Source organism: Streptomyces sp. SUK 48 (assembly GCF_009650765.1).
Classification (GTDB): Bacteria; Actinomycetota; Actinomycetes; order Streptomycetales; family Streptomycetaceae; genus Streptomyces.
The window spans coordinates 1,153,062-1,172,738 of sequence record NZ_CP045740.1 but is presented as its reverse complement, the minus strand read 5'-3'; the positions used below and the strand labels follow the sequence as shown (position 1 = coordinate 1,172,738).

Sequence of the window (19,677 nt, the reverse complement as noted above, 5' to 3'; positions counted from 1 at the left end):
GGGAGGCACTGTGAACACCGCTTCCCCCGCTCCGACCCCGACGACCCGGGCCCTGTCCTGGTGCCTGCACCTGCTGGTCCTCGGCCTGCTCACGCTGGCCGCGTGGCGGGCCGTCGCCGACGACGGGACCGCCGCCCGGCCGGTCGTGGCCGTCGCCCTGGCCTGCGCCGGGGTGTACGCGGCCGGTCCGCTGCTGCCCCGCGTGCGCCGCTCCCGACGGGCCGCCGCGCTGTGGCTCGCCGCGGTGGGCGCCGTATGGCTGGTGCTGCTGGCGCTGTCCTCGGACGCCGTGTGGCTGGCGTTCCCGCTGTACTTCCTCCAGCTCCATCTGCTGCCGCGCCGGGCCGGGCTCGCCGCCGTGGCCGCGACCGCGGCGGCGGCCATCGCCGGGTTCGCCGCCCACCAGGGCTCCTTCGGCGCGGCCATGGCGATCGGGCCCGCGCTCGGCGCCGCGGTCGCGGTCGCGGTGGTACGGGGCTACCAGGCCCTGTACCGGGAGAGCGAGCGGCGCAGGCGCCTGATCGAGGAACTCACCGCCACCCGCGCCGACCTGGACCGGGTCCAGCACACCGCGGGCGTGCTGGCCGAACGCGAACGGCTGGCCCGGGAGATCCACGACACCCTCGCCCAGGGCCTCTCCAGCATCCAGTTGCTGCTGCGCGCCGCCGAACGCGCCCTGCCCGACCGGCCCGATGCCGCCGCCGGCCATGTGGTGGCGGCCCGCCGGGCCGCGGTGGACAACCTCGCCGAGGCCCGCCGCTTCGTCGCCGCCCTCACCCCGCCCGCCCTGGACGGCACCACGCTGGCCGACGCGCTGGCCCGGCTGTGCGCCACGACCGGTGCCCGTCACCGGATCACCGCGCGCTTCCACCGCACCGGCGACCCGGTCCCGCTGGCCACGGAGCACGAGGTCGCCCTGCTGCGCATCGCCCAGTCCGCCCTCGCCAACACCGTGCGGCACGCCCACGCCACCGGCGCCGAGATCACCCTCGGCTACCTCGGCGACCGCGTCACCCTCGACATCACCGACGACGGCACCGGCTTCGACCCCGCCCTGTTGCCCGCCCCCGACCCGGAGAGCGGCGGCTTCGGCCTGGCGGCGATGCGCGCCCGGATGCGCGCCCTCGGCGGCACCCTGACCATCGAGTCCGCGCCGGGCAGGGGCACCTCCCTGACCGCCCGGCTCCCGCTCGGCGGGCCTGCCGACGGCCCGCCCGAGATCATGTACGACAGCCCGCCCGCCCCCGACACCACGCCCGAGGCCCGCCCGTGACCGACGACAGCTCTCCGCGCGCCCCCATCCGGCTGCTCCTGGCCGACGACCACCCCGTGGTCCGGGCCGGGCTGCGGGCCGTGCTGGAGACCGAGCCCGGGCTGGTCGTCGTGGCCGAGGCCGCCACCGCGGAGGAGGCCGTGGCCCGCGCCGCCGGGGGCGATGTCGACGTGGTGCTCATGGACCTCCAGTTCGGCAGGGGCATGGGCGGTGCGGAGGCCACCGCGCTGATCACCGCCCGGGCCGGGGCGCCCAGGGTGCTGGTCGTCACCACGTACGACTCCGACGCGGACACGCTGCCCGCCATCGAAGCCGGGGCCACCGGATACCTGCTCAAGGACGCGCCGCCCGAGGACCTGGCCGCCGCCGTGCGCACCGCGGCGGCCGGCCGCACCACCCTCGCGCCCACCGTCGCCGAACGGCTCATGAACCGGCTGCGCATGCCGGGCACCGCCCTGACCCGGCGCGAGACCGAGGTCCTCGTCCTGGTCGCCGACGGTCTCTCCAACCAGGCCATCGCCCAGCGCCTCCACCTCACCGAGGGAACCGTCAAGTCCCACCTCGCCCGCGTCTACACGAAACTGGCCGTCGACTCCCGCACGGCGGCGGTCGCCACGGCGACGGATCTCGGGTTCATCCGGCGCTGACTCCCTCACCTCACCCCGTCGTACGCTGACCCCCTCCCATCCCCCCGTCGTATGGGAATCTTTTATGTTCCTGGGGGTGCGTGAGTTCGGTGGCGAGGAGTGGGGGCGGCAAGGGTGGGGCACGACGGGCGGGAGGCACTCGCGGGTGGGGCGCGGCTGTACGAGGCGGCGCAGGCGGTGGCCGGTGACCATGCCAGGGCGGTCGAGGCGGTGCGCGCGGCGCTGAAGCCGATCCACGACGGGGCGGTCGCGCGGGAACTCGGCGCCATCCCGGTCGCCCGGCTCCAGGACGTCACCGAGGGCCGGCTGCGGCTGGGCAACGTCGACAAGAGCGGTCTGCGCACGGTCGGCGAGGTCCTCGAAGCGGGGCCGTACCGGCTGCGGCAGATCCCCGGCGTCGGGCAGCGCACCGTCGACCAGATGCTCGCCGCCGCCCGGCGGCTGTCCGAGGCCGTGCACGAGACGGTGGCCGTCCATATCGACGTCGACCGCCCGGAACCCGCGACCACCGCACTGGTCGAGGCCCTGCACGTACTCGTGGAGGCGGGCCCGGCGGCACGGCGCACGGTGGACGAGGCCACGGCCCTCGCCCAGCGCCTCGGCCCGCTGCTGACCGAGGCGAAGCCCGCCGCCGGACGGTTCAGGATGCTGCTGGCCGGGCGGGAGAAGCGGGCCCGTGCGCTGGCCGCGCTCGCCGGGATCCGCGCCCTCGTCGCCGACGCGCACGCCGCGGCCCTGCCCGAGTCGCTGGCCCAGACCTCGGTGGACCTGCTGCGCGGCACCTCGTCCGACATCGCGGCCTGGGTGGACTTCGAGCTCCGCTCCGCCGAGTACTACGGCCTGCTCGCCGAGATCTCCGGGCGGCAGCCGGACGCGGCCGCCGCCGAGGGCTTCCTGCCGGAGGAGGTCGCCGAACGGGTCCGCACCCAGCGGCTCGCCGAGGAGCACCGGCGCGTCTCCCTGCGCGGCTACCAGGCGTTCGGCGCGCGGTTCGTCCTCGCCCAGCGCAAGGTGATCCTCGGCGACGAGATGGGCCTCGGGAAGACCATCCAGGCCATCGCCGTACTGGCGCACCTCGCCGCCGAGGGGCAGAGCCACTTCATGGTCGTCTGCCCGGCGAGCGTCCTCGTCAACTGGACCCGGGAGATCGAGGCCCGCAGCACCCTGCGCGTCATGGTGCTGCACGGGCCCGACCGGCACGAGGCGTTCGCCGACTGGAAGGGGCGGGGCGGGGTCGCGGTGACCACGTTCGACGCGCTGCGCGGATTCCCGGTGCCGGGCGGCGGCGAGGTCGGGCTGCTCGTCGTGGACGAGGCGCACTGCGTGAAGAACCCGGGTGCCAAGCGGTCCCAGGCCGTTGCCGGGTGGGCGGAGCGCTGCGAGCGCGCCCTGTTCATGACCGGAACTCCCATGGAGAACAGGGTCGTCGAGTTCCGCAACCTGGTCGGGATGCTGCACCGCGGGATAGCGGACTCCCTGGGAGAGGGGGACGCGCCGGCCGGATCCGTGGCCTTCCGCAGGGCCGTCGCCCCGGTCTATCTGCGGCGCAACCAGGTGGACGTCCTGACCGAACTGCCCAGCCTCCAGCAGAGCGACGAATGGGAGGAACTCAGCGCGACGGACGAGGAGGAGTACCGGGAAGCCGTACGCGACGGCAACTTCATGGCGATGCGCCGGGCCGCCTACATGCGCCCGCAGGGTTCGGCCAAGCTGGACCGGCTCCGGGAGATCGTCCGGGAGGCCGGCGAGAACGGGCAGAAGACCCTCGTCTTCTCCAACTTCAAGGACGTACTGGGCGTGGTACGCGGCGAACTCGCCCCGGACACCGTCCTGTTCGGGCCGCTCACCGGAGGCGTCCCGGCCGCGCGGCGCCAGTTGCTGGTGGACGACTTCGCCGCCGCGCCCGGTCCCGCGGTGCTCCTCGCGCAGATCCAGGCGGCCGGGGTCGGCCTCAACATGCAGGCCGCCTCCGTCGTCGTCATCTGCGAACCCCAGATCAAGCCGACCATCGAGCACCAGGCGGTGGGCCGCGCCCATCGCATGGGGCAGGTCAGACCGGTACGGGTGTACCGGCTGCTCGCCACCGGGGGCGTGGACGAACGCCTGGTGAAGATGCTCGCGGCCAAGACCCGCCTGTTCGACGCCTACGCGCGGCGCAGCGCCGTGGCCGAGGCGACCCCGGACGCGGTCGACGTGTCCGACACCGAGCTGGCCCGCCGGATCGTCGAGGAGGAGCAGGCCCGCCTCGGCGTGGCGGACGAGAGCCCGCTGCAACCCAGCGAGTGACCGGGCGGCCGTGACCGGGCGAGTGACCGGGCGGCCCCGCCCGAGACCGTCGTACGTCACCCGACGGACCCTCGTACATCACCCGGGAGACCGTCGTACTTCACCCGGTCGGCCCATGCCCCAGGCGCATCCCCCCGCGGGCCCGCCAGGCTGGAGCCAGCCGGAGCGCGATCCGACGCACCGGCACCCGAGCGTGGACGGGGCGGATCCGTGGCGGACGAGACAGGGGACCGGAACGCGCACGAGGGCGGCCCGCCGGCCTGCCTGGTCACCGGCGCCAGCGGGTACATCGGCGGCCGGCTGGTGCCGGAACTGCTGGACGCCGGCTACCGGGTGCGCTGTCTGGTCCGCACCCCGCGCAAGCTGCGCGACCACCCCTGGGCCGGCCGGGTGGAGATCGTCCAGGGCGATGTCACGGACCCGGACTCGGTGGCGCGGGCGATGGACGGCATGGACGTGGCCTACTACCTGGTGCACGCGCTCGGCACCGGCCGCGACTTCGAGCGCACCGACCGGCGGGCCGCCCGTGTCTTCGGCGAGCAGGCCCACCGGGCCGGGGTGGAGCGCCTGGTGTACCTCGGCGGGCTGACCCCCGCGGGGGTGCCCGAGCACGAGCTGTCGCCGCATCTGCGCTCCCGGGCCGAGGTCGGCCGCATCCTGCTCGGCTCGGGCGTGCCGACCGCCGTGCTGCGCGCCGCCGTCATCATCGGCTCCGGCTCCGCGAGCTTCGAGATGCTGCGCTACCTCACCGAACGGCTGCCCGTGATGGTCACCCCGCGCTGGGTGCGCACCCGGATCCAGCCCGTCGCCGTACGGGACGTCCTGCGCGTCCTGGTGGGCTGCGCGACGCTGCCGCGGGACGTCAACCGCGCCTTCGACGTCGGCGGTCCCGAGGTGCTCACCTACCTGGACATGATGCAGCGCTACGCTGCGGCGGCCGGGCTGCCCAAGCGGATGATCCTGCGGGTGCCGGTGCTCACCCCCGGTCTGTCCAGTCACTGGGTCGGGCTGGTGACCCCGGTGCCGGCCGCCATCGCGCGCCCGCTGACGGAGTCGCTGCGGCACGAGGTGGTCTGCCACGAGAACGACATCGAACGGTACGTGCCGAGCCCGCCCGGCCACCCCCTCGGCCTGGACCGGGCGCTCGCCCTGGCGCTCCAGCGGATCCGCGAGGCCCAGGTCGTCACCCGCTGGTCCTCCGCCGCCGTGCCGGGTGCCCCGAGCGATCCGCTGCCCACCGATCCGGACTGGGCGGGCGGCAGCCTGTACACGGATGTGCGCGAACGCGAGGCGGACGTGCCGCCCGAGGCCCTGTGGCGGGTCGTGGAGGGCATCGGCGGGGAGAACGGCTGGTACTCCTTTCCGCTGGCCTGGGCGGTACGGGGCTGGCTCGACCGGCTGGCCGGCGGGGTGGGCCTGCGCCGGGGCCGCCGGGACGCGCGGCGGCTGCGGGTGGGCGACTCGCTGGACTTCTGGCGGGTGGAGGAGATCGAACGCGGCCGGCTGCTGCGGCTGCGCGCCGAGATGCGGCTGCCGGGCCTGGCCTGGCTGGAGATGCGGGTGGACGACGGCGACGGCGGTGTCCGGTACCGGCAGCGGGCGCTGTTCCACCCCCGCGGGCTGCTCGGCCATCTGTACTGGTGGAGCGTCTCGCCCTTCCACGCGGTCGTCTTCGGCGGCATGGCCCGCAACATCGTGCGCGCCGCCGCCCGCAACCAGGACGACGGCCGACCCCACGACCACGATCCCGCCCCGACCGGCCACACCACCTCGGGCTGAGCCCCGGCCCCCGCCCCGAAACCGGCCTCCGCCCCGAAACCGGCCTCCGGCCCGGGAGCGGCCTCCGGCCCGGGAGCGGCCTCCGGCCCGGGAGCGGCCTCCGGCCCGGAACAGGCGCCTGGCCTCGAACCGGCACTTGGCCCCGTAATGGCGTCCGGCCTGGAACCGGGTGACGTGGCCTCGAACCGGCGCCCGGCCCGGAACCGGCCTCCGGCCCGGAACCGGCGCCTGGCCTCGAACCGGCACTTGGCCCCGTACGTGCGTCTGGCCCGGAACCGGGTGACGTGGCCTCGAACCGGCGCCCGGCCCGGAACCGGCCCCTGGCCCGGAACCGGCGCCTGGCCTCGAACCGGCACTTGGCCCCGTACGTGCGTCTGGCCCGGGGCCGGGTGACGTGGCCTCGAACCGGCCTCCGGGCCCGGAACCGGCACTCTTGTCCCGAACCGTGCCCCGGCCCCGCATCACCACCTGGCCTCGAACCTGGACCCGGCCCGGGACAGGCACTCGGCCTCGTACGGGCGTCTGGCCCGGAACCGGGACTCGGCCTCTAACCGGCGTCTGGCCTTGAACCGAGGCTCGGCCCCGTACTGGCGTCCGGCCCGGAACCGGGAGACGTTGCCTCGGACCTGGACCCGGCCTCGAACCGGCACTCGGCCCGGAGCTGGCACTGGCACCGGCACCCGGCACCCCGCTCCGTACTGGCGTCCGGCCCGGAACCGGGAGACGTGGCCTCGAACCTGGCCCCGGCCCGGAACCGGGAGACGTTGCCTCGGACCTGGACCCGGCCTCGAACCGGCACTCGGCCCGGAGCTGGCACTGGCACCGGAACCCGGCACCGGCACCCGGCACCCCGCCCCGAACGGGCGAGCGGTCTCGCCGCGCCGTTGGAGGACCGTGCTGCTCCCGCCCACCGCCCATAGGCTGACCGGCATGTCCGTCTCGGTCGTCCTGTTCACCTCCGACCTGCGCCTGCACGACCAGCCGGTGCTGCGCGCGGCGCTGGGCGCCGCCGACGAGGTCGTCCCGTTGTTCGTGCGCGACCGGGCCGTCGAGGCGGCCGGGTTCGCCACCCCGAACCGCAGCGCGTTCCTCGCCGACTGCCTGGCCGACCTGGACGCGTCCCTGCGCGAGCGCGGCGGACGGCTCGTGGTGCGCTCCGGCGACCTGGTGCGGCAGGTGTGCGCGGTGGCGGCGGAGGCGGACGCCGGCGAGGTGCACCTGGCGGCCGCGCACAGCGCCTTCGCCACGCACCGCGAGGACCGGCTGCGGCGGGCGCTGGAGGCCGACGGGCGGCGGCTGCTCGTGCACGACGCGGTGACCGTGGCCGTGCCGCCCGGTGAGGTGACCCCGGCAGGTTCCGACCACTTCGCGGTCTTCACGCCGTACCACCGCCGCTGGGCGCAGGCCGGGCTGCGCGCGCCGCTGGCCGCACCGCGCCGGGTGCCCGTGCCGGACGGGGTGAAGGGCGAACCGCTGCCCGCCCGCGAGGACGTCACCGGCGTCTCGCCCGCCCTCCCGGCCGGCGGCGAGCGCGAGGGCCGCAAGCGGGTGACCGCGTACTGGCGCACGGGCCTGGACGCCTACGACGACACCCACGACGACCTCGCCGCCGACGCCACCTCCCGGCTCTCCGCGCATCTGCACTTCGGCACCCTGTCCCCGGTGGAACTGGTCCAGCGGGCCCGCCGCCACGGCGGCCCCGGGGCGGAGGCGCTGGTACGGCAGCTCGCCTGGCGCGACTTCCACCGCCAGGTGCTCGCCGCCCGCCCGGGTGCCGCCCGCGCCGACTACCGCACGAAGGGCGACCGCTGGCGCACGGGAAAGGCCGCGCGCGCCGACGTCGAGGCGTGGCGGGAGGGCCGTACCGGCTACCCGGTGATCGACGCGGCGATGCGGCAGCTGCGCCACGAGGGCTGGATGCACAACCGGGCCCGGCTGCTGACCGCGTCCTTCCTGACCAAGACGCTCTACCTCGACTGGCGGATCGGCGCCGACCACTTCCTGCACTGGCTGGTCGACGGCGACATCGCCAACAACCAGCTCAACTGGCAGTGGGTGGCAGGGACCGGCACGGACACCCGCCCCAACCGGGTCCTCAACCCCGTCGCCCAGGGCAGGCGGTACGACCGCGGCGGCGGCTATGTGCGCCGTTGGGTGCCCGAACTCGCGGACGTCGCCGACCGGTTCGTGCACGAGCCGTGGAAGCTGCCCGGCGCGGAGCGGGCCGCGCTGGACTATCCCGATCCGGTGGTCGACCTGTCGGCGGGCCTGGACCGGTTCCGCGCGGCCCGCGACCGGGGGAAGTGACCGCCTCCCCCCGGATCGCGGGCGCGCCTACGAGGTGTGCTGCCCGGCCCCGGCCGCCCGGGCCCGCCGCGCCGTCATCACCGCGTAGACGAGGACACCGGCGAAGAGGAACAGCGCCCCCTGGTACACCGCCGCGTAGCCGGCGCCCGCCATCAGCCAGAGCGAGAAGGCGGCGGCGACCGAGGTGACCACCGCGTCCCGGACCAGCCGGCCCCGGTCCACCTGGTCGGCGCGCCCGGAGACGAGGTGGAAGAGCTGGGCGGCGGTGGCCAGCAGGTAGGGGACGGTCGCGGTGAAGGTGGTGACGAGGACCAGGACCTCGAAGACCTTGCCGGAGCCGGAGAGGTAGTTGTACGCGGTGAGCAGGGAGGCCAGCACCACGGTGACGCCGACGCCGACCGTCGGCACGCCCCGGCGGCGCCGGGTGAAGGCGGCCGGGAAGAGCCCGTCACGCGCGGCGGCGTACGGGGTCTGGGCGCTGAGCAGGGTCCAGCCGTTCAGACAGCCGACCATCGACACCAGCGCGGCGAGCGCCACCGCCCAGCCGCCCCAGCTGCCGCCGAACATCGCGTTCACGGCATCCGAGAAGGGCGCGGTGGAGTGGACCAGACGCTGGTGGTCGACCGTACCGAACACGGACAGCGTGCCCAGCAGATACACCAGCGCGGCGCCCGCGGTGCCGATCACGGTGGCCCGGCCCACATTGCGCCGGGCGTTCCTGACCTCACCGGCGCTGACCGCGGCGGACTCCACCCCGAGGTAGGAGAAGAGCAGCAGCGCGGCGGAGGCGGAGACCGCGCCGATCGCGCCATGGCCGCTGGAGTTGAACGGGCCGAGCCGTGAGGGGTCGAAGAAGAACAGCCCGCCGACCGCCACGAGCAGCAGCGGCACGAACTTCAGCACCGTGGAGACCAGCTGCACGGCGCCCACATACCGGGTGCCGGCGAAGTTGGCGAGCGCAGGCAGCCACTGGATGGCCAGCGCGGCCAGGCATGCGGTCCAGCGGTGTCCGCTCACCGGGATCAGCACGTCCAGATAGCCGACGGCGGCCACGGCGAGCGCGGCGTTCGACACCCAGGTGGTGATCCAATACGACCAGGCCGCGAGGAAGCCCGCGAAGTCGCCGAACGCGCCGCGGGCGTAGACGTACGGGCCGCCGGTGCGCGGATCGCGCGCGGCGAGCTTGCCGAAGGTCAGCGCGAGGGCGATGGCGCCGACGGTCAGCACGCCGAAGGCGACCAGGCTGACCGTGCCGTAGGGGGCGATGGAGGCGGGAAGCAGGAAGATGCCGCCGCCGATGATGTTGCCCATGACCAGCGCGGTGGCCACGGGCAGCCCGAACCGGCGCGCGTGCCGGTTGCCGGACGGCTCCTGGGGGTCCCCGGCGGGCGCCGCGAGGCTCTCCGAGGGGGCCGGAGCCGGCGGCGGAGCGGTCCCGGTGACGTGCATGGGTGGTGCGCCTCTCATCAAGCCGACGTCCCGGGATCGCCGGGACCCCGCCATGGTCGGCGATGCCCGTACCTGTCGCAAAATCGCCGTTTCTTGTCTCGTCCCGGCATTCCGTGCGCGGAAAAACTGAGCCGGAGAGCCCCTCGGGCCGCGATATCTCCGGCGCCGTCCGTGCCCGCGGTGATCACCCGGGGTGTCGTCGTCCGCGGTCTCGTCAGCGGGCCCGCGCCGGTGCACCATGTGATCCGAGTGACGCAACGGGCTCGGGAGGCGGCATGAGCGGGTCGGCGCAGGGCAGGGTGTCCGGGATCGAGGTCCGGTCCATCGACTACGTCCCGCTGAACGAGCGGCACGGCAAGCTGTGGCACCTGGGCCCGCTGTGGTTCATGTCCAACGCCCAGATCGCCACCCTGGCCGTGGGGCTGATCAGCATCACCGGCGGCGGCAACCTCGTCTGGTCGCTGCTGGCCATCGTCGCCGGCACCGTCCTCGGCACCTTCTTCATGGCCTTCCACTCCGCCCAGGGACCCCAGCTGGGCCTGCCGCAGATGATCCAGTCGCGGCCGCAGTTCGGCTATGTCGGCGCGCTCCTGGTGTGGCTGTTCGCCTATGTGCAGTACGCCGGGTTCAACGTCTTCAACAGCATCCTCGCCGCCGACGCCCTGCACACCACGCTGCACGGCGGGGTGAAGCCCTGGGTCCTCGCGGTCACCGTGGTCGCGCTCGTCATCGCCCTGGTGGGCTACGACATCATCCACAAGGCGGAGCGGGTCCTGACCTACGTCTTCCTGGTCGTCTTCGGGATCTTCACCGTCGGCATCCTGCTCACCCTGCACTACCCGGCCGGCTCCTTCGACCTCGGCGCCTTCAAGTGGACGCCGTTCCTCGCCCAGTTCGGCGTGGTCGCCGGCTACCAGATCAGCTGGGCCATCTACGTCTCGGACTACTCCCGCTACCTGCCGCCGGACGTGACCGTCCGCAAGACCTTCTACTGGACCTACTTCGGCTCCGCGCTCGGCGGCATCTGGATGATGGTCCTCGGCACCCTCCTCGCGGCCTGGGCGGGCGCGCACTTCGAGACCATCACCTCGATCGACGCCGCCGGTGACAAGATCTTCGACGGCTTCGGCGCGATCGTGCTGCTCTTCGCCGCGCTCGGCCTGATCTCCGTCACCGCGCTCAACATGTACGGCGGTTCGCTGACCCTGATCAGCGCCATCGACTCGGTACGCCGGGTACGGCCGACGCTCTCCGTGCGGCTGCTCACCCTCGCCCTGACCGCCGCGCTCTCCGTGATCGGCGCGCTCGCCGCCACCGCGCACTTCCTCGCCGACTTCAACGACTTCCTGCTGCTGGTCCTCTACCTGTTCATCCCGTGGACCGCGGTCAACCTCATGGACTACTACGTGGTGCGACGGGGTCACTACGCGGTCGCCGAGATCTTCAACCCCCGGGGCATCTACGGCCGTTGGGGCTGGCGCGGGATCATCTCCTACCTGGCCGGCTTCGCCGTCATGGTGCCGTTCTTCTCCGTCGGCACCCTGTACGTGGGCCCCGCCGCGAAGGCGCTCGGCGGCGCGGACATCTCCCTGTTCATCGGGCTGCCCGTGTCCGCCCTCCTGTACTGGTGGCTGACCCGCTCCCTCGACGTCGAGGCGGAGGCGCGGCTGGCGCGGGCGGAGGCGGCGGAACTGGAGCGGGCGGCGTCCGAGCACCGGGAGCCCTGAGAGAGGTACCAGTGCGGGCGGGCCCGCGTCCCCGACGGTGGACACCCTCTTGACGCCGGGGCGAGGGGGATCGAGACTTCCCGACAGGGAATCCTAGTGAACAGGTAGGGAATCATGGCGCGCCTCGAAGCGGTCACCGGCCGAGCGGGCCGGACGCCGACGCGCACCCCGCTGCTCACCTCCCGCCTGCACATCGACCTGCTGCGCGTGTGCAGCGCCCAGGGCGACCCGCGCTGACGCGCTGAACCACGCCCCTTCGCCGCTCAGGTCCTCGCGGCCACCGTCCCGACGGCTCCCGCCGACGCGCCCTCGCACGCCCACCACCCGGGGAGACGCATGTCCATCACTCCGCTCGCCGCCGTCCCGCCCGCCCACCGCGTCGCCGCGCCCGCCTTCCGGGGCCGGCTCGGCCGGGACGCGCGCAGCGGCCACTACGCCGTGCCGCACCGCTACCGCCTCCATCTGTCCACCGCCTGTCCCGACGGACTGCGCCTCGCCGTCGGTCATGCCCTGCTCGGCCTGGCCGACAGCTGTCCGGTCACCCTCCTGCCCGCCCTCCCGGACGGCCACGGCGGCGGCCACGCCGCACTGCGTCCGCTGTACGAGGCCAGCGCCTACCACTACCGGGGCCCGGCGCTCGCGCCGGTGCTCAGCGACGACTGGTCCGGACGCATCGTCAGCACCCACGCCCGCGACATCCTGCGCGACCTGGACCGCTTCCCGCGCACCTGCGCGCACCCCCTGTTCCCGCCCGGCCTGGAGTCCGTGATCGAGGCCGTCGAGCGGATGTGCGCCGAGGGCATCGAGGAGGCCGCCCAGCGCGCGGGCCGCGCCGGTGCCGGCCCCGCGGAGCGGGCGGCCGCGCTCGATGTGCTGCTGGACACCCTGGGCCGGCTGGAGCGGCGGCTGGCGGGGGAGGTGTACCTGGCCGACGGCAGGCTCACCGCCGCCGATGTCGAACTCTGGGTGTCCCTGGTGCGGTTGGACCTGGTGCACCGCTGCCACCTGGACGCGTCCGCGGTGCAGCGCATCGCTGGGCACCGGGCCCTGTGGGCCTACGCCCGCCGCCTCGCGGGCCATCCCGCCTTCGGCCGCCATCTCGACCTCGACGGCATCGCGCGCCGCCACGAGGGCCACTGCCGGGGCCTGGAGGCCGCCGGAGCCGCCGTCCAGATCCTGGACTGGGCGGCCCACGCGAGCGGCTCCCCGGACACTTCCCGCAGGTGAGATCGGGCCGGGCGATGTCCACGTGACGGACGGACGTTGACATTCGCGGCGCCTGCTGGATTACTTGCGGCTCAGATGCGGTCAAGAGCGTCAGCGCCAAGCCCTGGCTCGCTGACCGGCAACCCTCGCGACGCGGTGGGGTGCCCCAGGTGACGACCGGACCGGACGACGACTTCGGTAAGCGCGAGGCCCCGCGGGGCCGTGACAGTGACAGGTGACGCCATGTACGCAGCTCCCCGGACGGCCCTGAGCCGCCCCCAGGGCTGCGTACCGCCGCGCGCCGCCCTGGTCGCGGACCGCGCCGTCGACCTGCTGCGCGTCAGCAGCGCGCTCTGTACCGCGCCGGGCGCGATCCACGGCTGCCGGGGCTGACCCACACCCTCTCGCCCCGGCGGCCGTAGCCCCGGATCCCGGGGACGCCGCCTCAGCGGTCTTCCTCTCCTGTTGGGGCCAACTCCGGTCCCGTTCCCACGCGTTGCCATGCGTTCCCACGCGATCCGACGCGTCCCGCCGCACGCCCCGCCCTCCGCCGGAGCCCGCCATGAGCCAACTCCCAGGCGCCGCCGTCTCGCTCGCCGAGGCGCCGCCCGCCGCAGAGCCGTCAAAGCCCCTCGACGCACAGCGGGTTCAGCCGCTGCGCCGGCCCGGCCGGTGGATCGCCACCGCCGTCGTCCTGGTGGTCGTCGCCCAGATCGCGCACGGCCTGGCCACCAACCCCTTCTACCAGTGGGACCGCTTCCGCTACTGGTTCCTGCGGCCCACGGTCCTGGACGGCCTCCTCGTCACCCTCGAAGTCGCCGCCCTGAGCGCCCTGCTGGGCCTGATCGGAGGCGTCCTGCTGGCCCTCGCGCGGCAGTCCGGGAGCCCGGTGCTGCGCGCCGTCAGCTGGACCTACACCTGGCTGTTCCGCTCCGTACCGCTGATCGTCGTCCTGATCTTCCTCTACAACTTCTCCGCCCTGTACAAGACATTGAGCCTCGGCATCCCCTTCGGACCCGCCTTCGTCAGCTTCGACGAGTCGAAGCTCGCCACCGACATGACGGTCGCCGTCATCGGACTCGGCCTCAACGAGGCGGCGTACGCGGCCGAAGTGGTGCGCGGCGGACTGCTCTCCGTCGACCAGGGCCAGCACGAGGCGGCCGCCGCGCTCGGCCTGCCCAGGGCCCGCCAGTTCACCCGGATCGTGCTGCCGCAGGCGCTGCGCTCCATCACGCCGAACTACGTCAACCAGCTCATCGGCCTGGTCAAGAGCACGTCCCTGGTGTTCTACGTATCGCTGCTCGACCTGTTCGGCTCCGTGCAGACCATGGGCAGCACCTACCCCGGCGACATCGTGCCGCTGCTGCTGGTCGCCACCGTCTGGTACCTGATCCTGACCAGCGCCGTCTCCGTCGTCCAGTTCTACGTGGAGCGGTACTTCGCCCGGGGAGCCACCCGCACCCTGCCGCCGACCCCGCTCCAGAAGGCACGCGCCGGCCTCACCGCGTTCCGCGCCCGGCTGCGTCGGGAGGCCGCCGTATGACCGGCCACCGCCACCGCCACCGCCACCACCGCACCCGGGACTTCCCCGCCCAGGTCCTCTGAGCCCACCCCCTTCCCTCTCCCCAGACACACCAGCGAACGACAAGGACGGCCATGCCCAGCCACCTCACCCGACGCAGCCTGACACGCGCGCTGTCCGCGGCCACCGCGGTCGCCTCCCTCGCCGGCGCCCTCACCGCCTGCGGCGGCAGCAGCGACGCGGCCACCACGACCGACGCCGTCGGCACGGTGACCGTGGGCCGGGTGTCCAACGGCGCCGCGAGACAGACCCGGTTGAAGGTATCCGAGGTCACCTCGCTCAACGCCGAACTGCCCGCCGCCGTCCGTGAGCGGGGCACCCTGAACATCACCGTGGGCGCGCTGCCCGACGGCTTCCCGCCGCTCGCCTACATCGGCGGCGACCAGAAGACCCTCACCGGCGCGGAGCCCGACTTCGGCCGGCTGGTCGCCGCGGTCCTCGGCCTCAAGCCCCAACTGGCCAACGCCACCTGGGAGAACATGTTCGTCGGCATCGACAGCGGCAAGGCCGACGTCGGGTTCGCGAACATCACCGACACCGAGGAACGCAAGAAGAAGTACGACTTCGCCTCGTACCGCAAGGACAACGTGGGCTTCGAGGTGCTGAAGAAGAGCACCTGGAAGTTCGGCGGGAACTACGAGAACCTCGCCGGGAAGACGGTCGCCGTCGACAACGGCACCAACCAGGAGAAGATCCTCCTGGAGTGGCAGAGCAAGCTGAAGGCCGAGGGCAAGTCCCTCACCGTCAAGCACTACGCCAGCAAGAACGCCACCTATCTGGCGCTGTCCGGCGGCCGGATCGACGCCTACTTCGCGGCCAACCCCGGCGTCGCCTACCATGTCACCCAGACCGCGACGTCGCCGAACCCGACCCGCAGCGCGGGCACCTATTCCGGGGCGGGCGCGAGCCTCCAGGGGCTGATCGCGGCCACCACGAAGAAGGACAGCGGCCTCGCCAAGCCCATCGCCGACGCCGTCGACCACCTGATCGAGGACGGGCAGTACGCGAAGTGGCTGGCCGCCTACCACCTCTCCGACGAGGCCGTGGCGAAGTCCCAGGTCAACCCGCCCGGACTGCCGCTCAGCGACTCCTGAGCAGCCGGCCGCGACAGCTCCCGCGACCGCGGTCCGCGGCCGGGAACACCCACGGGGGCCGGGGCGTTGTGCCTCATGACGAGACAGGTGCGGCCGCCGTGCGCGCGGCCCGCCGAGCGCGGTGGACGGAGGTGGCGGACATGACCGAGGACCCCACGCGCCTGCCGTGCGCGCGCGTCCTGCGGACCGCCCGTTCCGCCGTGCTGCACTCCCGGCCCCATATCGACCTCCAGCGCGTGGCCGCCGCGCTCTGTCGCTCCTGACGCTCCCCCTCTGCCCGGTCCCCGCGGCCGCGCGGATCCCCTCGTCCCGCCGCGCCCGCCCGCCGCCGTGCCCCGCCCCGGCGCGGCCCGGCGCGCCCTCGTACGGACACCCAGGAAGGCGCCAACTCGTGTCCTCTGCCAGCTCTTCCGCCCCTGCCGACGCCCACCCCGACGCCCCCTTCGACCCCCGCCTGCACCTCGCCGTCGCCCTGGACGGCACCGGCTGGCACCCCGCCTCCTGGCGCGAGCCAGTCGCCCGCCCGGGGGAGCTGTTCACCGCCGGATACTGGGCCGGCCAGGTCGCCGAGGCCGAGCGCGGCCTGCTCGACTTCGTGACCTTCGAGGACGGCCTCGGCCCCCAGTCCGCGCACCCGCTGGAACCCGACGACCGCACCGACCAGGTACGCGGCCGGCTCGACGCGGTGCTCGTCGCCTCCCGCGTCGCCCCGCTCACCCGGCACATCGGCCTGGTCCCGACCGTGGTGGCCACCCACACCGAGCCGTTCCACATCTCCAAGGCGATCGCCACCCTCGACTACGTCAGCACCGGCCGCGCGGGCCTGCGGGTGCGGATCACCGCCCGGCCCGACGAGGCCGACCACTTCGGCCGCCGTACCGTCGAGCGGATCCGGGCGTACGACAGCCCGGACGCGCGGGGGCTCGTCACCGACCTGTTCGACGAGGCCGCCGACCACGTGGAGGTGGTACGCAGGCTCTGGGACAGCTGGGAGGACGACGCCGAGATCCGCGACCGCACAACCGGCCGGTTCGTCGACCGGGACAAGCTGCACTACATCGACTTCGAGGGCCGCTTTTTCAGCGTCAAGGGCCCCTCCATCACCCCCCGGCCGCCGCAGGGGCAGCCGCTGGTCAGCGCGCTCGCCCACGACACCGTGCCGTACCGGCTGCTGGCCCGGCAGGCCGACGTCGGGTACGTCACCCCGCGCGACACGGAGCACGCCCGCGCGATCCTGGCCGAGATCCGCGCCGAGCAGGAGAGCGCCGGGCGGGCGGGGGAGACCCTGCATGTCTTCGGGGACCTCCTGGTCTTCCTGGACGACAGCCGGAAAGAGGCCGAGGCGCGCCGGGAGCGGCTGGACGCGCTCGCGGGGGAGCCGTACACCGGCGACGCCCGGATCTTCACCGGCACGGCGGCGCAACTCGCCGATCTCCTGGAGGAGTTGGCGGGCGCCGGGCTGACCGGTTTCCGGCTGCGGCCCGCCGTCACCGGGCACGACCTGCCCCGGATCAGCCGCGACCTGGTGCCCGAACTCCAGCGCCGGGGCCGGTTCCGCACCGCCTACGAGGCGGACACCCTGCGCGGCCTGCTCGGTCTCGCCCGCCCCGCCAACCGCTACGCCGCCACCGCCGCCGAAGCCACCGCCGTCTGAGCCGGAGGACCGTACGACCATGAGCAAGCCGCTGAAGCAGATCCATCTGGCCGCCCACTTCCCCGGCGTCAACAACACCACCGTGTGGAGCGACCCGGCCGCCGGCAGCCACATCGAGTTCAGCTCCTTCGCGCACTTCGCGCGCACCGCCGAACGCGCCAAGTTCGACTTCCTGTTCCTCGCCGAGGGTCTGCGCCTGCGCGAACAGGGCGGGCGGATATACGACTTGGACGTGGTCGGCCGCCCCGACACCTTTACCGTGCTGGCCGCGCTCGCCGCCGTCACCGACCGGCTCGGCCTGACCGGCACCATCAACTCCACGTTCAACGAGCCCTACGAGGTGGCCCGCCAGTTCGCCAGCCTCGACCACCTCTCCGGCGGCCGCTCCGCGTGGAACGTGGTCACCTCCTGGGACGCCTTCACCGGCGAGAACTTCCGCCGGGGCGGCTTCCTGCCGCAGGACGAACGCTATGCGCGCGCCAAGGAGTTCCTGGCCACCGCGCACGAGCTGTTCGACTCCTGGAGCGGCGACGAGATCCTCGCCGACCAGGGCACCGGCGCCTTCCTGCGGGACGCGCGGGCCGGCGCCTTCGTGCACCGGGGGCAGCACTTCGACATCCACGGCCGGTTCAACGTGCCGCGCTCCCCGCAGGGCCGCCCGGTGATCTTCCAGGCGGGCGACTCCGAGGAGGGCCGGGAGTTCGCCGCCGCCGGCGCGGACGCGATCTTCAGCAGGTACTCCCACCTGGAGGAGGGCCGCGCCTTCTACGCCGACGTGAAGGGCCGGCTCGCCAAGTACGGGCGCCGCCCGGACCAGTTGCTCATCCTGCCCGCCGCGACCTTCGTGCTCGGCGACACCGACGCCGAGGCCGACGAACTCGCCCGCGAGGTGCGCCGCCAGCAGGTCAGCGGCGCCACCGCGCTCAAGCACCTGGAGTTCGTCTGGAACCGCGATCTGTCGGGGTACGACCCGGAGGGGCCGCTGCCCGACATCGATCCGCTGGTGAGCGAGGAGCACATCTCCCGGGGCCGCGCCCAGGTGCGGATGTACCGGGACCCCGTCGCCATCGCGCGCGAGTGGCGCGAGCTGGCCGAGGCCAACAAGTGGTCCATCCGCGATCTGGTGATCAACAACGGCAACCGGCAGACCTTCGTGGGCGCCCCCGCGACCGTGGCCCGCACCATCAACGAGTTCGTGCAGGCGGACGCCTCCGACGGGTTCATCCTGGTCCCGCACATCACCCCGGGCGGCCTCGACCCGTTCGCCGACCAGGTGGTGCCGATCCTCCAGGAACAGGGCGTCTTCCGCGCCGACTACGAGGGCACCACCCTGCGCGAGCACCTGGGACTCGCCCACCCCGACGCGGCCGCCCCGGCCGAGCGGGCCGCCTCCTGACGGTGGCACGGCATCGGCGCGGGCGCGTACGTCACCTCCCCCGTGGGTGACGTACGCGCCCGCTCCCCCCCTCGTGCCGGACTATGGACCGTGCCGCCCGCCTGTGCTCACCAGCACATCACCGCCGTCCGCCCCGCCCCCCAGACGGAGTAGACGCGGACGCGGACGAAGTAGCGGCGGCCCCGGACGAGCCGCACCCGCAGCCGGGCGTTGTCCGGGGTGCCGCCGTCGTCGTGGCCGGCGAGGAAACGCGGCTCCCCGTCCCGCTCCTCGAAGACCACGAGCACGGTGTCGGCGTCGCCGAAGGTCCCCACGGTGTAGTCGCGGGATTCCGCCGGCTCGACGACGAAGTCCGCCTGCTCGCCCGGGCCCAGGCCCAGCGGTGCCGAACGGAACGGCACCAGCGGGTGGGGTCCGGGCGCGGTACCCGGGTACCAGCGCAGGACGAACTCCCGGTCCCGGTCCGAGGGTCGCTCGGCCGGACGCAGCCCCCCGCGGTACTGCTCCGGCTCCAGCACGAGCCCCGGACCGAACGGCAGGGCCATCACCGAGCGCGGGTCCCACACCGCGCCCCTGGACTCCCCGGCGTCCAGCGCCCGCAGGACGTTGGAGTACGCCGTCTGGCGGCTCCAGTGGTTCGGCGGCCCCGCCAACTCCGCGTAGACGGCCTCGTCGTCCCAGTGCAGCCCGGCGCAGGGGTTCTGGTGCTCGTGCACCAGGCCCAGCGCGTGCCCGATCTCGTGCAGGACCGTGCCGCGCTCCCCCTGCGCGGTCACGTCCCAGCCGAGATTCATGGTGCGCTCGCCCCGGCCGACGGCGAGGGCCTCGCGGCCCACCGCCGACCAGGAACCCCCGCCGGCCTGGAACCCGATCCGCAGCTCGGCCTCCCCCCGGTCGCCGACCTCCGCGAAGGCGACCCCGATGCCGAGCGCCTCCCACTGCGCGAAGCACTCGCGGACCACGTCCAGCTGCTCCTTGCCGCCCGCCCACGCCACCCGGCGCAGCTCCCCGGTCCCGGGGACCGGGATGACCGAGGCGTCGTGGTCGGTGTCGAGGAAGCAGTAGTGCAGGACCGTGCCGTTGACCCACATGCGCCGTCCGGCGAGCAGCGCGTCCTGCCGCTCGGCGGTCAGCCCCGGTCCGAAGGACGGGGCCGACTGCCGTGAGAGCGAGCACAGGCGTCGGGTCATGCGGTCAGCGTGCCCGTCCCGCGGTCGCGGGCGCCTGAGTCGGGGGCTACTCAAGTCGCCCTGTATCAAACCTGAGTACGCGTGCTC

16 protein-coding genes and 1 riboswitch are annotated in these 19,677 nt (G+C 73.8%); of the genes, 14 read left to right on the top strand and 2 right to left on the bottom strand.

Going from position 1 to position 19,677, the window contains the following annotated elements:
• Window positions 1-10: 10 nt before the first annotated feature.
• The 5 genes from GHR20_RS04930 to GHR20_RS04910 all read left to right on the top strand — a co-directional run bounded on the left by GHR20_RS04930 (window position 11) and on the right by GHR20_RS04910 (window position 8,292).
• Window positions 11-1,273, top strand: a complete 1,263-nt coding sequence (locus GHR20_RS04930) for a sensor histidine kinase (protein ID WP_153812372.1) — start codon at window positions 11-13, stop codon at window positions 1,271-1,273.
• Window positions 1,270-1,920 (top strand): response regulator transcription factor, encoded by a 651-nt coding sequence (locus GHR20_RS04925; protein WP_148025638.1) that lies wholly within the window; start codon window positions 1,270-1,272, stop codon window positions 1,918-1,920. The genes GHR20_RS04930 and GHR20_RS04925 overlap by 4 nt, the downstream gene beginning before the upstream one ends.
• A 114-nt stretch (window positions 1,921-2,034) precedes the next feature.
• Window positions 2,035-4,206 carry a DEAD/DEAH box helicase gene (locus tag GHR20_RS04920; protein ID WP_153812371.1) on the top strand — a complete coding sequence of 724 codons (2,172 nt, stop codon included), beginning with the start codon at window positions 2,035-2,037 and terminating at the stop codon, window positions 4,204-4,206.
• A 210-nt stretch (window positions 4,207-4,416) separates the two neighbouring features.
• Complete coding sequence (locus GHR20_RS04915; protein ID WP_153812370.1) at window positions 4,417-5,985, top strand: SDR family oxidoreductase; 1,569 nt, start codon at window positions 4,417-4,419, stop codon at window positions 5,983-5,985.
• A gap of 930 nt (window positions 5,986-6,915) precedes the next feature.
• Window positions 6,916-8,292, top strand: a complete 1,377-nt coding sequence (locus GHR20_RS04910; RefSeq protein ID WP_153812369.1) for a deoxyribodipyrimidine photo-lyase — start codon at window positions 6,916-6,918, stop codon at window positions 8,290-8,292.
• Between the two features lie 27 nt (window positions 8,293-8,319).
• Here GHR20_RS04910 and GHR20_RS04905 read toward each other — a convergent pair whose 3' ends face one another.
• Window positions 8,320-9,741 (bottom strand): amino acid permease, encoded by a 1,422-nt coding sequence (locus tag GHR20_RS04905; protein WP_153812368.1) that lies wholly within the window; start codon window positions 9,739-9,741, stop codon window positions 8,320-8,322.
• 275 nt (window positions 9,742-10,016) lie between these two features.
• Between GHR20_RS04905 and GHR20_RS04900 the strand changes: the two genes are divergently transcribed.
• The 9 genes from GHR20_RS04900 to GHR20_RS04870 all read left to right on the top strand — a co-directional run bounded on the left by GHR20_RS04900 (window position 10,017) and on the right by GHR20_RS04870 (window position 18,400).
• On the top strand, window positions 10,017-11,468 hold the full coding sequence (locus tag GHR20_RS04900; RefSeq protein ID WP_194858810.1) for a cytosine permease: 1,452 nt from the start codon (window positions 10,017-10,019) through the stop codon (window positions 11,466-11,468).
• Between the two features lie 114 nt (window positions 11,469-11,582).
• Window positions 11,583-11,705, top strand: a complete 123-nt coding sequence (locus tag GHR20_RS38100) for a hypothetical protein (protein WP_275549596.1) — start codon at window positions 11,583-11,585, stop codon at window positions 11,703-11,705.
• A 99-nt stretch (window positions 11,706-11,804) separates the two neighbouring features.
• Window positions 11,805-12,695: a glutathione S-transferase C-terminal domain-containing protein gene (locus GHR20_RS04895; protein ID WP_153812367.1), complete on the top strand. Its 891-nt coding sequence runs from the start codon at window positions 11,805-11,807 to the stop codon at window positions 12,693-12,695.
• Between the two features lie 79 nt (window positions 12,696-12,774).
• A riboswitch (SAM riboswitch) is annotated at window positions 12,775-12,885 on the top strand.
• A gap of 32 nt (window positions 12,886-12,917) precedes the next feature.
• Window positions 12,918-13,067 (top strand): hypothetical protein, encoded by a 150-nt coding sequence (locus GHR20_RS04890; RefSeq protein WP_153812366.1) that lies wholly within the window; start codon window positions 12,918-12,920, stop codon window positions 13,065-13,067.
• 169 nt (window positions 13,068-13,236) lie between these two features.
• Window positions 13,237-14,217, top strand: a complete 981-nt coding sequence (locus GHR20_RS04885) for an amino acid ABC transporter permease (protein WP_153812365.1) — start codon at window positions 13,237-13,239, stop codon at window positions 14,215-14,217.
• Between the two features lie 113 nt (window positions 14,218-14,330).
• Window positions 14,331-15,350: a transporter substrate-binding domain-containing protein gene (locus GHR20_RS04880; protein ID WP_153812364.1), complete on the top strand. Its 1,020-nt coding sequence runs from the start codon at window positions 14,331-14,333 to the stop codon at window positions 15,348-15,350.
• Between the two features lie 140 nt (window positions 15,351-15,490).
• The gene (locus tag GHR20_RS38095) at window positions 15,491-15,613 is read left to right on the top strand and encodes a putative leader peptide (RefSeq protein ID WP_275549595.1); all 123 of its coding nucleotides are present in this window, start codon (window positions 15,491-15,493) and stop codon (window positions 15,611-15,613) included.
• A 191-nt stretch (window positions 15,614-15,804) separates the two neighbouring features.
• Window positions 15,805-17,004: an LLM class flavin-dependent oxidoreductase gene (locus tag GHR20_RS04875; RefSeq protein ID WP_153815837.1), complete on the top strand. Its 1,200-nt coding sequence runs from the start codon at window positions 15,805-15,807 to the stop codon at window positions 17,002-17,004.
• Between the two features lie 19 nt (window positions 17,005-17,023).
• Window positions 17,024-18,400: an NtaA/DmoA family FMN-dependent monooxygenase gene (locus GHR20_RS04870; RefSeq protein ID WP_153812363.1), complete on the top strand. Its 1,377-nt coding sequence runs from the start codon at window positions 17,024-17,026 to the stop codon at window positions 18,398-18,400.
• A 107-nt stretch (window positions 18,401-18,507) separates the two neighbouring features.
• On the opposite strand, the gene GHR20_RS04865 is transcribed toward GHR20_RS04870, so the two are convergent.
• Window positions 18,508-19,590 carry a M12 family metallopeptidase gene (locus GHR20_RS04865; RefSeq protein ID WP_153812362.1) on the bottom strand — a complete coding sequence of 361 codons (1,083 nt, stop codon included), beginning with the start codon at window positions 19,588-19,590 and terminating at the stop codon, window positions 18,508-18,510.
• Window positions 19,591-19,677: the final 87 nt, after the last annotated feature.

Excerpts from the sequence above, each read along its gene's own strand:
- GHR20_RS04900 (WP_194858810.1), top strand. The coding sequence starts at position 10,017 with ATGAGCGGGTCGGCGCAGGGCAGGGTGTCCGGGATCGAGGTCCGGTCC.
- GHR20_RS04880 (WP_153812364.1), top strand. The coding sequence starts at position 14,331 with ATGCCCAGCCACCTCACCCGACGCAGCCTGACACGCGCGCTGTCCGCG.
- GHR20_RS04910 (WP_153812369.1), top strand. The coding sequence starts at position 6,916 with ATGTCCGTCTCGGTCGTCCTGTTCACCTCCGACCTGCGCCTGCACGAC.
- GHR20_RS04865 (WP_153812362.1), bottom strand. The coding sequence starts at position 19,590 with ATGACCCGACGCCTGTGCTCGCTCTCACGGCAGTCGGCCCCGTCCTTC.
- GHR20_RS04895 (WP_153812367.1), top strand. The coding sequence starts at position 11,805 with ATGTCCATCACTCCGCTCGCCGCCGTCCCGCCCGCCCACCGCGTCGCC.
- GHR20_RS04885 (WP_153812365.1), top strand. The coding sequence starts at position 13,237 with ATGAGCCAACTCCCAGGCGCCGCCGTCTCGCTCGCCGAGGCGCCGCCC.
- GHR20_RS38100 (WP_275549596.1), top strand. The coding sequence starts at position 11,583 with ATGGCGCGCCTCGAAGCGGTCACCGGCCGAGCGGGCCGGACGCCGACG.
- GHR20_RS38095 (WP_275549595.1), top strand. The coding sequence starts at position 15,491 with ATGACCGAGGACCCCACGCGCCTGCCGTGCGCGCGCGTCCTGCGGACC.
- GHR20_RS04870 (WP_153812363.1), top strand. The coding sequence starts at position 17,024 with ATGAGCAAGCCGCTGAAGCAGATCCATCTGGCCGCCCACTTCCCCGGC.
- GHR20_RS04905 (WP_153812368.1), bottom strand. The coding sequence starts at position 9,741 with ATGCACGTCACCGGGACCGCTCCGCCGCCGGCTCCGGCCCCCTCGGAG.
- GHR20_RS04890 (WP_153812366.1), top strand. The coding sequence starts at position 12,918 with ATGTACGCAGCTCCCCGGACGGCCCTGAGCCGCCCCCAGGGCTGCGTA.